The 13009-nt window shown below is 65.3% G+C and carries 13 protein-coding genes; 11 read left to right on the forward strand and 2 right to left on the reverse strand.

The annotated features are described in order from the left end of the window. Nucleotides 1-117: 117 nt before the first annotated feature. Entirely contained in the window at nucleotides 118-3684 is a 3567-nt protein-coding gene (locus tag FHY55_RS15560) for a hypothetical protein (protein ID WP_140015060.1), read from the forward strand. 190 nt (nucleotides 3685-3874) lie between these two features. On the opposite strand, the gene FHY55_RS15565 is transcribed toward FHY55_RS15560, so the two are convergent. Both FHY55_RS15565 and FHY55_RS15570 read right to left on the reverse strand, forming a co-directional pair. Then, complete coding sequence (locus FHY55_RS15565; RefSeq protein ID WP_140015061.1) at nucleotides 3875-4090, reverse strand: DUF2842 domain-containing protein; 216 nt, start codon at nucleotides 4088-4090, stop codon at nucleotides 3875-3877. Between the two features lie 14 nt (nucleotides 4091-4104). After that, nucleotides 4105-5400, reverse strand: coding sequence for an adenylosuccinate synthase (locus FHY55_RS15570; protein WP_140015062.1), 1296 nt, complete (start codon nucleotides 5398-5400; stop codon nucleotides 4105-4107). 67 nt (nucleotides 5401-5467) lie between these two features. On the opposite strand from FHY55_RS15570, the gene FHY55_RS20570 reads away from it, so the two are divergent. The 10 genes from FHY55_RS20570 (at nucleotide 5468) to FHY55_RS15615 (ending at nucleotide 12977) form a co-directional block, all read left to right on the forward strand. Then, nucleotides 5468-5629 (forward strand): hypothetical protein, encoded by a 162-nt coding sequence (locus tag FHY55_RS20570; protein WP_168223025.1) that lies wholly within the window; start codon nucleotides 5468-5470, stop codon nucleotides 5627-5629. 122 nt (nucleotides 5630-5751) lie between these two features. Then, entirely contained in the window at nucleotides 5752-6126 is a 375-nt protein-coding gene (secG, locus tag FHY55_RS15575) for a preprotein translocase subunit SecG (RefSeq protein WP_140015063.1), read from the forward strand. A 234-nt stretch (nucleotides 6127-6360) separates the two neighbouring features. Beyond that, nucleotides 6361-8004 carry a CTP synthase gene (locus tag FHY55_RS15580; RefSeq protein ID WP_140015064.1) on the forward strand — a complete coding sequence of 548 codons (1644 nt, stop codon included), beginning with the start codon at nucleotides 6361-6363 and terminating at the stop codon, nucleotides 8002-8004. Beyond that, the gene (locus FHY55_RS15585; RefSeq protein ID WP_140015065.1) at nucleotides 8001-8786 is read left to right on the forward strand and encodes a hypothetical protein; all 786 of its coding nucleotides are present in this window, start codon (nucleotides 8001-8003) and stop codon (nucleotides 8784-8786) included. The genes FHY55_RS15580 and FHY55_RS15585 overlap by 4 nt, the downstream gene beginning before the upstream one ends. Next, nucleotides 8786-9229 (forward strand): TerB family tellurite resistance protein, encoded by a 444-nt coding sequence (locus tag FHY55_RS15590; protein WP_140015066.1) that lies wholly within the window; start codon nucleotides 8786-8788, stop codon nucleotides 9227-9229. Before FHY55_RS15585 ends, FHY55_RS15590 begins: the two co-directional genes overlap by 1 nt. 150 nt (nucleotides 9230-9379) lie before the next feature. Then, nucleotides 9380-9820, forward strand: coding sequence for a TerB family tellurite resistance protein (locus FHY55_RS15595; protein WP_140015067.1), 441 nt, complete (start codon nucleotides 9380-9382; stop codon nucleotides 9818-9820). Nucleotide 9821: 1 nt separating this feature from the next. Continuing rightward, nucleotides 9822-10568: a hypothetical protein gene (locus FHY55_RS15600; protein ID WP_140015068.1), complete on the forward strand. Its 747-nt coding sequence runs from the start codon at nucleotides 9822-9824 to the stop codon at nucleotides 10566-10568. A 107-nt stretch (nucleotides 10569-10675) separates the two neighbouring features. Further along, nucleotides 10676-11455, forward strand: a complete 780-nt coding sequence (locus tag FHY55_RS15605; RefSeq protein WP_140015069.1) for an ABC transporter ATP-binding protein — start codon at nucleotides 10676-10678, stop codon at nucleotides 11453-11455. Continuing rightward, nucleotides 11455-12204, forward strand: a complete 750-nt coding sequence (locus FHY55_RS15610) for a transporter substrate-binding domain-containing protein (RefSeq protein ID WP_140015070.1) — start codon at nucleotides 11455-11457, stop codon at nucleotides 12202-12204. Before FHY55_RS15605 ends, FHY55_RS15610 begins: the two co-directional genes overlap by 1 nt. Nucleotides 12205-12239: 35 nt before the next feature. Then, a complete protein-coding gene (locus tag FHY55_RS15615; RefSeq protein ID WP_168223026.1) occupies nucleotides 12240-12977 on the forward strand; it encodes a transporter substrate-binding domain-containing protein in 738 nt (245 codons plus the stop codon). The last annotated feature ends 32 nt before the right edge of the window (nucleotides 12978-13009 follow it).

Below are 13009 nucleotides of genomic sequence, written 5' to 3' on the forward strand. Positions count from 1 at the left end.
CCCCGAGGTCACAATGAAGCCCAATTATCATACCCGAAAATTCCCCAGTCTGTTGCTTCTCTCGAACCAATACGTGGTAAACAGACCCCGCTGGGCTATGAGAAAGCGAGCACACAGATGATCGGATCGAGCAAGATTCTGACGGTGTCCTACGGCACCTTTTCGTGCACGCTGGAAGGGTTTGATGACTCTTTCGGCACGATGAAGGCAATTGCGGAGTATTTCCGCGACCTTGCCGCCGACGACAGGTATTTTGGCGCAGAGCCGCCCACGCCGGACGCTGACATGCTTCAGCGGATCGCCGAAAAGGAGATTTCCCGCCGGGTCGAGGCGCAGGTTTCGGATACGGGCATCCTGCTGCGCGCGGCCGAAGGCGCCGGGGCCGCTGTCGCTGCCGTTGAAGCCCCCGCCGACCGGGTTGCTGCCGACGAACAGGCGGAGGCCGGTGAGGCTGACGCCGAGGAGGCTGCTCCTTCGGGTGTTGTCGAGCCTAGTACCGACATCGAGGCTTCTGCCGAAGACGAACACGCCGAGCCGGAGGTGGCCGAGGCCCCGAAGGCAAAGGGCAAGTCCAAGGGCAAGGGCAAGTCGCGCTCCAAATCCAAGGCGAAGGGAAAGGCCAAGGCCAAGCCCACGCCGGAGGTTGAGGTTGAGCCGCTTTCGGTGCTGGATGCGGACGATCCCTATGCTGATCTGCCGGCCCCTGCTGCTGCCGCCGCACCTGACAGCGTGGCCGCCAAGCTGGCGCGCATCCGCGCCGTGGTGAACAGCGCCCCCGCCGTGAGCGAGGCCTTGCAGCCGGAGAGCTTTGAAGAGGATGTGCCCCAGGCCTTCCTGTCGGAAGATGCGCCGGTGAGCGAGGATCTTGCCAAGGGCATGGCAGAAGAGTTCCCCACCGCCCCGCTGGCCGCCCCGGTTGAAGACGCTGGCGACCTGCAGGAAGAGACTGCAGAAGTTGCCGAAGAGACTGCACCCGAGGCCGACAAGACCACCGAGGCCGTTCTGGCATCGCTTGCGGATAGCGAAGAGGTTGCTGAGGCTGAGTCAGCCCCCGCTGAGGACATGGCTGAGGCTGCGGTTGAGGAAGCTCCTGCTGAAGACGTAGCTGAGGCTGCGGCTGAGGAAGCCCCTGCCGAGGACGTGGCTGAGGCCGCGGCTGAGGAAGCCCCTGCCGAGGACGTGGCTGAGGTTGCGGCTGAAGAAGCACCTGCCGAGGACGTGGCTGAGGCTGTTACTGAGGAAGCTCCTGCCGAAGACGTGGCTGAGGCTGCGACTGAGGAAGCGCCTGCTGAGGACGTGGCTGAGGTTGCGGCTGAAGAAGCCCCTGCCGAAGTCGTGGCTGAGGCTGCGGCTGAAGAAGCTCCTGCTGAAGACGTAGCTGAGGCTGCGACTGAGGAAGCTCCTGCCGAGGACGTGGCTGAGGCTACGACTGAAGAAGCCCCTGCCGAGGACGTGGCTGAGGTTGCGGCTGAAGAAGCACCTGCCGAGGACGTGGCTGAGGCTACGACTGAAGAAGCGCCTGCTGAAGACGTAGCTGAGGAAGCGCCTGCCGAAGACGTAGCTGAGGTGGCGGCTGAGGAAGCTCCCGCCGAGGACGTGGCTGAGGTGGCTGCTGAGGAAGCGCCTGCGGAGGACGTGGCTGAGGCTGCGGCTGAAGAAGCCCCTGCCGAGGACGTGGCTGAGGCTGCGGCTGAGGAAGCCCCCGCTCAGGCCGAAGCGGCCACCGGTGACTTTGACGATTTGCTTGCAGGCTTTGATGCCGAGGCGGAGGCGTCCACCAAGGAGGCCGTGGCCGAAGATGCAGAGGCTGCAGAGGAGGCACCTGCCGAAGAGGCCGCGCCTGCTGAGGGTGCGACTGAAGATGGCGAGGTCGATATGGCCGATGTCATCGGTGCGCTCTCGGAAGAAGACTATGGCTTTGGTGCGCTGAAAACGACGGAGGAGGCCGAGGCCCAATCCGGCGAAGAAAGCGCCGAGGCTGACGCGCAGCCCGAGAGCCCGGAAGAGAGCGCCGAGGCCGCCGCGCCGCGCCGCACGCGGGTGATCAAGGTCAAGCGGTCGGCCATGGCCTCCGCCCTGGCTGCCATCGGCCTGCGCCGTGACGCACCGGCTGAGGAAGAGGCCGAAGAGACGGCTGAAGCCACCCCCGCCGAAACCGCGCCCGCGATTGAAGGCGAAAGCAGCCTGACCCCGGAAGCCGAAGCCGACCTTCTGGCCGAGCTCGCTGCCGTTGAGCAGGAGCTAAGCGGCGAGGCTGCCGAGCCGGAAATGCAAGACGCTGCGCCCGAGGAAGAGGCCGAGGCCCCTGCCGAGGAGGTGACGGTAGACGCCGAGCCCGTTGCGGAGGCCGATGAGGCGTACGAGGGCGACGAGATGGCCCCCGAGGCGCTGGAAGAGCTGGCTTCGCAGGTGATCGACCTCGAAGAGCCGGAGGTGCCGGTTGAGGCTGCTGAGGTGGCCGAGGCGGAGGAAGCTGCGGAAACTGCCGAGCCTGCGGAGACCGAAGACGCACCCGAGGCGCTCGAAGCCGAGACCGCCGAGGACGCGCCGGAGGCTGCCGAGGCAGACGCGCCGACGGAGGCCGAGGCCAGCGAGCCGGAAGCAGACCAGACGGACACGGGCGTTGAAAGCCTTGTGGCCCAGATGGCTGCCGAAGCCAAAAGCGAAGCGCGCTATGAGGCTGCCCGGTTCCGCCGCGACCGCATTGTCGAGACCGAGCAGGCCGACGCCCGCATGGACCGCCTGATGAGCGAAACCGAAGGCAAGCTGCGCGGCCCCGAAATGGAGCGTCGCCGGTCGGCTATCGCGCATCTCAAGGCCGCAGTGGCCGCGACCAAGGCCGAGGGCGACCGTCTGAACGAGGGTGACGACGACGCCCGCGTCTATCGGGACGACCTCGCTTCGGTGGTGCGCCCGCTGCGCGAGCAGGATGCGCCGACGCAAAGCGACGCCACGCCCCCGGAGGCCGAAGAGGCCGCAGGCCCCAAACCGGTGGAAACCGAGGTTGAGGTGACGGCTGAGGCGACGCCTTCGGCGCAAGCTGAAGCGCAGGCCGAGGCCCCCGTGGAAGAGGCATCTGCCCCGGAGGCTGCGGATACCGAGGCCAAGGACAGCGCCGAACCGGCACCGGCCACCCCGGCCCGTCCGCGCCGCCCGGTGCTGCGCAAGGCCGAAACCCGCCGCCCGCGCGCGACCACGCCGCTGATGCTGGTCACCGAGCAGCGCAGCGACGAGGCCGGCAAGGCAGAGGCAGAGGCGGCTGCTAGCCGCGTCACCCCTGTTCGCCCGCGCCGCGTGACCGAGCGCACACTCGATGCCGTTGCCGAACAGCCCGAGAGCACCGGCGAGATGGTGAAGACCGACGCTGAAGCAAGCGGCATCTTCGCCGATTGCGCCAACTTCGAGGAGTTCTCCGAGAAGATGGGGGCCAAGGGCCTGGAAGACCTGCTGGAATGCGCGGCGGCCTATACCTCCTACGTGCAGGGCAGCGGCCACTTCTCGCACCCGCAGATCATGCAGCAGGTGGCCGAACTGGGCAAAGTGGAGAGCTTTACCCGCGAGGACAGCCTGCGCAGCTTTGGCCAGCTTCTCCGCCAGGGCAAGATCCGGAAGCTGAGCCGCGGCCAGTTCACGCTTTCTCAAACCTCTCGCTATACGCAGGAGCAGCGCCGAGCGATGCTCTGAGGCTTCAGCCCGCGCAACGTCGGGTTATGAGTTTGGGCGGGGCGGCCAATCTGGCACGCCCCGCCTTTTCATGTGCGGTGGTTGGATTTGGCGCGCGACGGCGCTGCCGGGCGACCGACACTAGATGGAATGCGCCCGTGAGGGCGCGCGATCAAACAGCAGCCCTGCGCCGGGTGCGGCGTGCCTTGGTTCAGGCGTCGGGGTCGTCCTTGCCGACACCGTAGAAGACCTTGCGCACCGGGATCGTCCAGGCCACGCCGAGCACCACGAAAACCAGCAGCTCGACCAGCACCGGCAGGTCGGGCAGCAGGCTTGTCAGCCACCATGCAAAGGCAATGTAGGCCGGCAGCCCGATCAGCAGGATCACCAGAGACCAACGCCGCCGTGCCTTGTAGCTGAGTGCCATGCGCCCTGCCCTCCTCAATCCGCGAAGGGGTCGGTGACGAGGATGGTATCTTCGCGCTCCGGCGAGGTGGAGAGCAGAGCCACCGGGCAGCCGATCAGCTCTTCCACCCGCTTGACGTATTTGATCGCGCCGGCGGGCAGGTCGTTCCACGAGCGCGCGCCTTCGGTGCTTTCGGACCAGCCGGGGATTTCTTCGTAGACCGGCGTGCAGCGGGCCTGCTCGTCTGCGGCGGTGGGCAGGTAATCGAGCGTCTTGCCGTCAAGCTCATAGCCCACGCAGATTTTCAGCGTGTCGAAGCCGTCGAGCACGTCGAGCTTGGTCAGGCAGATGCCGTTGATGCCCGAGATCGCGCAGGTCTGGCGCACCAGGGCGGCATCGAACCAGCCGCAGCGGCGCTTGCGCCCGGTTGTGGTGCCAAACTCGTGGCCGCGCTCGCCCAACCGCTGGCCGTCATCATCGTGCAGCTCGGTCGGGAAGGGCCCCTCACCCACGCGGGTGGTGTAAGCCTTCACGATGCCCAGCACGTAATCCACCGCGCCGGGCCCCATCCCCACGCCGGTGGCCGCCTGTCCGGCGATCACGTTGGAGGAGGTGACGAAGGGGTAGGTGCCGAAGTCGATATCCAGCAGCGCGCCCTGTGCGCCTTCGAAGAGGATGCGCTTGCCCGCCTTGCGCTTCTCGGAGAGCACCTTCCAGACGGGGGCGGCGTATTCGAGGATGCCCGGCGCAATCTCTTTGAGTTGGTCCAGCAGCGCCTCGCGGTCGATCTCCTCCACGCCCAGCCCTTTACGGAGCGGGTTGTGGTGCTGAAGCGCCCGGTCCACCCGGGCCTCCAGCGTCGCGGCGTCGGCAAGGTCGGCCACGCGGATCACCCGGCGGCCCACTTTATCCTCATAGGCCGGGCCGATGCCGCGGCCGGTGGTGCCGATCTTGGTGCCCTTGCTCGCCGCCTCTTCGCGGGCGCGGTCGAGTTCGCCGTGGAAGGGCAGGATGAGCGGCGTGTTCTCGGCGATCATCAGGGTTTCGGGGGTGATCTCGACGCCTTGGTCGCGGATGGTGCCAATCTCTTTCAGCAGGTGCCACGGATCGAGCACCACGCCGTTGCCGATAACCGAGAGCTTGCCCTTGCGCACCACGCCCGAAGGCAGCGCGTGCAGCTTGAACACCTCACCGTCGATCACCAGCGTATGGCCCGCGTTGTGCCCGCCTTGGAAGCGGCAGATCACATCGGCCCGCTCCGAGAGCCAGTCGACGATCTTGCCTTTTCCTTCGTCACCCCATTGGGCGCCGACGACGACAACGTTTGCCATGATTAATCTCCTGCATGGGAAGCCCGCGCCCGTATATCGGGGCGGGCGGGGCGGCGAAACCTCAAATATGCCGCAGCCCGCGCGGGGCCTTGAATATGCGGCTGGCGCGGGCGATCCGCGTGACCACCCTGAGCGCCAGCGCGGCTCCGGGCAGCGCTTCAAGCGCGCAGGGGCGGCCTGCGTCACCTCGGTTGCACCGCCCTGCCCTGCGGCGGTGGCAAGGGCATGACGCGCAGGGAACGCGCGGGGGAGAAAAAAGGCATGGGCGGCGCAGGCAAGCAGGGGCGGCGAGGGGTTGCGGCGTGGGGCCGGACGGATTAGATACCCCGCCGAACCACGCGGGAAAGCTTCATGGAAAATGTCATCCTCATCGTCCACCTGATTCTGGCACTTTGCCTGATCGGCGTGGTGCTGCTTCAGCGCTCCGAGGGCGGCATGGGCTCGATGGGTGGCGGCGGTGGCGGCGGCGGTGTGATGACCGGACGCGCGGCGGCCACGGCCATGGCCAAGCTGACGTGGATCTTTGCCATCGGCTTCATCTGCACCTCCATTGCGCTCACCGTGCTGGCTGCGGCCGATGCGGGGTCTTCCTCGGTTGTGGACCGCGTCACCGACACCGGCACGCAAGACGCCCCAGCCGATGAGGGCGCGCTGCCCGCAGGCGAAGACCTGCTGCCGCCCTCTGCGGATGGCGACGCGCCGCTGGTGCCCCAAGCCGCCGACTGAGGTGGCCCGCCCCGGCCAAAGGGGCTGTAATGGCGCCCACCTCAAGGGGTGGAACCAGCGCCCTAACCATCAACCCACAAGACGTTGGGGCAACCCGACAAAGCTCAACATCATGTTGCGGCGCGTGTGGACTTTGGTCCGCGAATCTTCTATACCTCAAATCCCGTGATGCAGCGTGGTTTGAGGCCACGCCGCAGCGCATTTCAAGGCGAATACACGGGAGCCCCACACCACATGGCACGATTTATTTTCATCACCGGCGGTGTGGTCTCTTCGCTCGGCAAGGGCCTCGCCTCGGCGGCCATGGGCGCGCTGCTCCAGGCGCGGGGCTACTCGGTGCGGCTGCGCAAGCTGGACCCTTACCTGAACGTCGATCCGGGCACGATGAGCCCGTTTGAACATGGCGAAGTTTTTGTAACCGACGATGGTGCCGAGACCGACCTCGACCTTGGCCATTATGAGCGCTTCACAGGGGTTGCGGCACGGCAGACGGACTCGGTCAGCTCCGGGCGGATCTACTCGAACGTGCTGGAGAAGGAGCGCCGGGGCGACTACCTCGGCAAGACCATTCAGGTCATTCCGCACGTCACCAACGAGATCAAGGATTTCATCTCCATCGGCGAGGATGAGGTGGATTTCATGCTTTGCGAGATTGGCGGCACGGTGGGGGACATCGAGGGCTTGCCGTTCTTTGAAGCCATTCGCCAGTTTGCGCAGGACAAGCCGCGCGGCCAGTGCATTTTCATGCACCTCACCCTGCTGCCCTTCATCAAGGCCAGCGGCGAGCTGAAAACCAAGCCAACGCAGCACTCGGTGAAGGAGCTCCGCTCCATCGGCCTCGCGCCCGATATCCTTGTCTGCCGTGGCGAGGGGGCCATTCCGCAGAAGGAGCGCGAGAAGCTGGCGCTGTTCTGCAACGTGCGCCCGGAATCGGTGATCGCCGCGCCCGACCTAAAGAGCATCTACGAGGCACCGCTGGCCTATCACCGCGAGGGGCTGGATCAGGCGGTGCTGGATGCCTTCCAGATCTCCCCTGCCCCGCGCCCCAACCTGACCCGTTGGGAGGATGTCTATGACCGCATCCACAAGACCGACGGCGAGGTGAAGGTGGCCATCGTCGGCAAATACACCCAGTTGGAAGATGCCTATAAATCCATCGCCGAGGCGCTGACGCACGGTGGCATGGCAAACCGGGTGAAGGTGAAGATCGAATGGGTCGATGCCGAGCTGTTTGACCGCGAGGATGCCGCGCCGCATCTGGAGGGGTTCCACGCGATCCTCGTGCCCGGCGGCTTTGGCGAGCGCGGCACGGAAGGCAAGATCAAGGCGGCGCAGTTCGCCCGGGAGCGCAAGGTGCCCTACCTCGGCATTTGCCTCGGCATGCAGATGGCCGTGATCGAGGCGGCGCGCAACCTTGCCGGGCTGGAGAAGGCCGGGAGCGAAGAGTTCGACCACGAGGCCGGGAAGAAGCGCTTTGAGCCGGTTGTCTACCACCTCAAGGAGTGGGTGCAGGGCAACGAGAAGGTGAAGCGCAAGAAGACCGACGCCAAGGGCGGCACGATGCGGCTGGGGGCCTATGACGCGGTGCTGAAGAGCGGCAGCAAGGTGGCCGAGATTTACGGCAAGACCGCGATCGACGAGCGCCACCGCCACCGCTACGAGGTGGACATTGCCTATAAGGAGCAGCTTGAGGAGAGCGGGCTGGCCTTTGCCGGGATGAGCCCGGATGGCCGCCTGCCCGAGATCGTGGAGGTGAAGGACCACCCGTGGTTTATCGGGGTGCAGTTTCACCCCGAGCTGAAGAGCAAGCCCTTCGCCCCGCACCCGCTGTTTGCGGACTTCGTGCGGGCGGCGGTGGAGAATTCGCGGTTGGTATGATCCGCCACGGCCTTGCCTCTGCACTGATACTTCTTTCGCTGGCCTGCTCAGCTGTCGCGCAGAGCGTACGCATCGGCGCCCCTGACGAAATCGAACCGCTTCTGAACGGACTAGTCGATTTTGAAGGTACATCCGCGTCCGTGTTTCCGGGCACAATGTACCGATCCAACGATCTTCCCTTCCTTGGGTTGCGTGCCGGCACCTACCTAGCCGGCCAGGTGCCGATCAAGAGAAAGGCAGGACGGCAGGCGTTCGGCGCAATCTGGGGTCTGCCTGCAACGCCATTAGAAATCGGCAAGGTCAAAAGTATTTCCTACCTTAACCTCGTTGAAGTTGGGACGGGTGAGCAAAAGAGAATCCTTCTTTCTAGCCACATCCACGACGGCGCATTTCCGAGCAGTCACACGCTTCAGGCCGGGTACGGCCAAATAGCAATTCGCTTTACGAACCCGCAGAGAGCGATAGGAATCCTCATCGACACTTTGGTCGAGCGAAACAATCCTGAGCCATTTTGTTTCGTCCGGTTCTTCGATTCCGATGGTCACGAACTTCCGGCCCCCAACGAGGCCAGAGGCCCGCAATACCGCGTGTATGTGACCGAAGACATGAGCAGACAGATACGGGCGATCACGATTGAAAACTTCGGGCCGGTGGGCATCGGGGTTGATGAGATCAGGTTCGAAGCGCCGCAAATTCTCAGCTCTGCCGGGTTCCGCCTGCCTATGAACGCCCATCGCGTAGATATCGCGCAATTGGATCAATCCGCAAAGGGAGTGCGATGATGTTCACGGAATTTCTGCAACGGTTGACCGGCACGGCGAAGGCCAATGGCGAGGTTTTGCCGGAGCTGGATGCACGGCTGGCGCTGGCGGCGCTGCTGGTGCGGATGGCCAAGAGCGACCATGCCTATCAGGCCAGCGAGATCGGGTTGATTGACAGGTTTCTTGCCGCCCGCTTCGGGCTGAACCCGGTGGAGGCGGCCAAGCTGCGGGCGACGGCGGAGAAGCTGGAGCATCAGGCGCCGGAGACCGAAGTGTTTACCGGGCTCATCCGCGATGCCGTCAGCTACAACGAGCGCGTCGAGGTGCTTGATGCGCTGTGGCAGGTGGTGATGGCCGACGGCGAGGAGAAGCCTGAAGAGGCCGAGATGATTGGCTTTGCGTCCGGGGCGCTGGGGGTGGCCGAGGCCGATGCGGCGGCGCTGGAGGCGCGTTACCTGCCCTGAGGGGCCTGCTCGTCCGCCCTTCGAGGCGTCCTCGCAGGTGCTGTCGGCGCGACCCGGCCCACGAGCGGGCGAAGACAGGGGCGTGCCCTTGGATGAGCCCGCCGCGAGGTGCTGCTTGCAGGGCGCGCCCGGGCGGCTATATCTGACCCCATGTTTGGAGATTTCATCAGGCGCCTCACCGGCGAAACCGACACTACCCCGAGCGATGTAAACCCGCAGGTGGCCTTTCCGGCCCTATTGGTGCGGGTGGCCCGCGCCGATGGCGATTATGCCGACAGCGAGAAGGCCATGATCCGGGGCATCACCCAACGCTGGATCGGCGGCTCGCCCTTTGAGGCCGCCGAGATGGTGCGCCAGGCCGAAGAGTTGGAGGCCGGGGCCGCCGACACGGTGCGCTTTACCCGCGCGATCAAGGATGCCGTGGCCTATGAGGCGCGGCGCGGCGTGATCAAGGATATCTGGCGCGTGGTGCTCGCCGACGGGCGGCGCGACAAGGAAGAAGATGCGCTGATGCGGCTCATCGCCAACCTGCTCGGCGTGAACGACCGCGACAGTAACCTTGCCCGCAAATCCGTGGAGGACGGGCGCTAGAATGCTCCGCGCCGGATTGCCGATGTATCTGCGGGCCGAGACCGAGCCCGCGCTCAACCTGTTTTGGGGTATCATCCGCGATGGCATCATCGCCCGGGGGGCCGCGCTGGCCGATGATCTGCCAGAGGCGCTGGAGGCCCCCGAGAGCCTGTGGAGCCTGTGGGAATCGCCCGATTTGATCCTCGGCCAGTCCTGCTCACTGCCCTACCGGGGGCGGCTCAGGGGCAAGGTGGACTATGTCATCACGCTTGACCACGCCCTGCCCGGCTGCCCGGCGGGCTACTACAACTCTGTTGTCGTCACCCGCCCCGGCGGCGTGCCCGAGGGCGTGTTGGCCTACAACTCGCGCAACTCGCAATCGGGCTGGGCCGCAGCACGGGAGGTGATCGAGGCCGGGCGGGCACAGGCGAGCGGGGTACTTTCGACCGGGGCGCATATCGACTCGGCTCGTGCTGTCGCTCAAGGCCGGGCCGACTGGGCCTGCATTGACGCGCAGACATGGGCGATGCTGGGGCGCTGGGAGCCGGTCGCCGCCTCCCTCGAAGAGCGGTTTCGCACCGCGCCGACGCCGGGGCTGCCGCTGATCTGCGCACCGGGGCAAAACGCCACTGAAATCGCCGGGGCGGTGGAGGAAGCGGTGCAACTTCTCGACCCGCCAGCGCGCGAAACCCTTGGGTTGCAAGGGGCGGTACGGCTTGGGGCGAAGGTTTATCTCGACATGCCTATTCCGCAGGCACCTGCCGCCTGAGCGAGCGAACGCTGCGGAAACCAAGGCCCTTCCAACTTGCAATCGCAGAAATTCTGCGCCCTACTCCGGGCTTGCAACCGGCAATATGAGGCCCCGTGCCAGACAGCGTGTCCAACCCGCACCCCGTTATCGAGATCAGAGGCCTGCACAAGGCCTATGGCAGCCTTGAAGTGCTCAAGGGCGTTGGCATGTGTGCCCGCAAGGGCGAGGTGGTTTCGCTCATCGGCTCGTCGGGCTCGGGCAAATCCACCCTGCTGCGCTGCGCCAACCTGCTGGAAGACAGCCAGCAGGGCGAGATCCTGTTTTCTGGCGAGGCGGTGCGGTGGAAGGGCGAGGGCCAAGGCCGGCGGCCTGCCGATGCCAAGCAGGTGCTGCGCATTCGCACCAACCTCAGCATGGTGTTTCAGCAGTTCAACCTCTGGGCCCACATGACCATTCTGCAAAACGTGATGGAGGCGCCGGTGACGGTGCTGAAGCGCGACAAGGCAGAGGTGGAGGCCGCCGCGCGGGGCTATCTGGCAAAGGTTGGCATTGGCGACAAGGCCGATGTCTACCCGGCCCAGCTTTCGGGCGGGCAGCAGCAGCGGGCCGCGATTGCCCGTGCGCTGGCGATGGAGCCGGAGGCGCTGCTGTTTGACGAGCCGACCAGCGCGCTGGACCCGGAGTTGGAGCAGGAGGTGGTGAAGGTGATCAAGGCGCTGGCCGAAGAGGGCCGCACGATGATCCTTGTCACCCATGATATGCGCATGGCCCGCGACGTGAGCGACCATGTGCTGTTTCTGCACAAGGGCTTGGTCGAGGAGGAAGGCGCGCCGGGTGAGCTGTTTGGGGCGCCCAAATCGGAAAGGCTACGGCAGTTTCTTTCGCATTCCGGCGAGATGGCCTGATGATGCGGCGGGTGGCATGGGCGCTGCCAGTGGCGCTGGCGCTGGCGACCGGGCTGGGCGCGGGTGAGACGGCGGCAGCGCAGGATGTGCGCATTGGCACCGAGGGGGCCTTTCCGCCCTATACCTTCCGAGACCGGGCGGGCGACTTGCGCGGTTTTGACATTGAGCTCGGCAACGAGATTTGCCGCCGCGCCCGGCTGGACTGCGAGTGGGTCGTGAACGACTGGGAATCCATCCTGCCCAACCTCGTGGCCGGGAAATACGATGTCGTCATGGCCGGGATGGCCGTCACGACCGAGCGGGCGCAGATGGTGGCGTTTTCGACAGGCTACGAGGGCGGAAGCAACGCGGCATCTGCGGTTTTGGTGCGCAGCGGCGGCTCCACCTCGGACGCGCCTCATGTGGCCGTGCAGGGCGCGACCATCCATGAAGACTGGGCGCGCGCGATGGGCTACCGTGTGACGGCCTACCCGACGCTGGTGGCTGCGGTGGAGGCGCTGTTTGCCAACCGGGTCGACGAGGTGTTGGGGCCGCAAGCCTTCCTTGAGGGCGTGGCGCGCAACGGCGGTGGCCAGGTGGAAATTGCCGATGTCTTCGGCATCCCCTCGGGCGATACCGCCGCCGCCTTCCGCAAGGAAGACGTGGCGCTGCGCCAGACATTCGATTCTGCCATTGAAGAGATGCTAGCCGATGGCAGCATCGCCGCGATGGCCGACAAGTGGTTCCTCGCCGGAGACGGCACGGAATGAAAGAAAGCAAAACAAAGACCAACGGGAGAAACACCATGTTGAAATCCATCCTGACGCTGGGCACAGCCATGGCCCTTACGGCTGGTGCGGCCTTTGCCGAAAGCCACGCCATGACGGTGCGGATCGGCACCGAGGGGGCCTATGCGCCGTTCAACTTCATCAATGATGCGGGCGAGATCGACGGCTTCGAAAAGGAGCTGGGCGACGAGCTTTGCGTGCGCGCCGAACTGACCTGTGAATGGGTCAAGAACGACTGGGACAGCATCATCCCCAACCTCGTGTCCGGCAACTACGACATCATCATGGCCGGCATGAGCATCACTGATGAGCGTGATGAGGTGATCGACTTCACGCAAAACTACACCCCGCCGAGCGACAGCGCCTTTGCCGCCGCGTCCGAGGATGTGGACCTTGAGGGCGGCGTGATTGCCGCGCAGACCGCCACCATTCAGGCGGCCCATATTGCCGAGGGCGGCGCCACGCTGCTGGAGTTTGCCACGCCGGAAGAGACCGTGGCGGCCGTGCGCAACGGTGAGGCCGATGCTGTTTTTGCCGACAAGGACTACCTCGTGCCGCTGGTCGAGGAGAACGCCGAGCTGATGTTCGTGGGCGATGACGTGCCGCTGGGCGGTGGCGTTGGCGTGGGCCTGCGCGAGAGCGACACCGAGCTGAAGGAAAAGCTCGATGCGGCCATTGCCTCGATGAAGGAAGACGGCACGCTGAACACCATGATCACCAAGTGGTTTGGCGAAGACGCCAAGACCTACGAATGATCTGACCCATTGGCGGGCCTCCTTCGCGGGGC

Source organism: Oceanicola sp. D3, assembly GCF_006351965.1.
Classification (GTDB): Bacteria; Pseudomonadota; Alphaproteobacteria; order Rhodobacterales; family Rhodobacteraceae; genus Vannielia.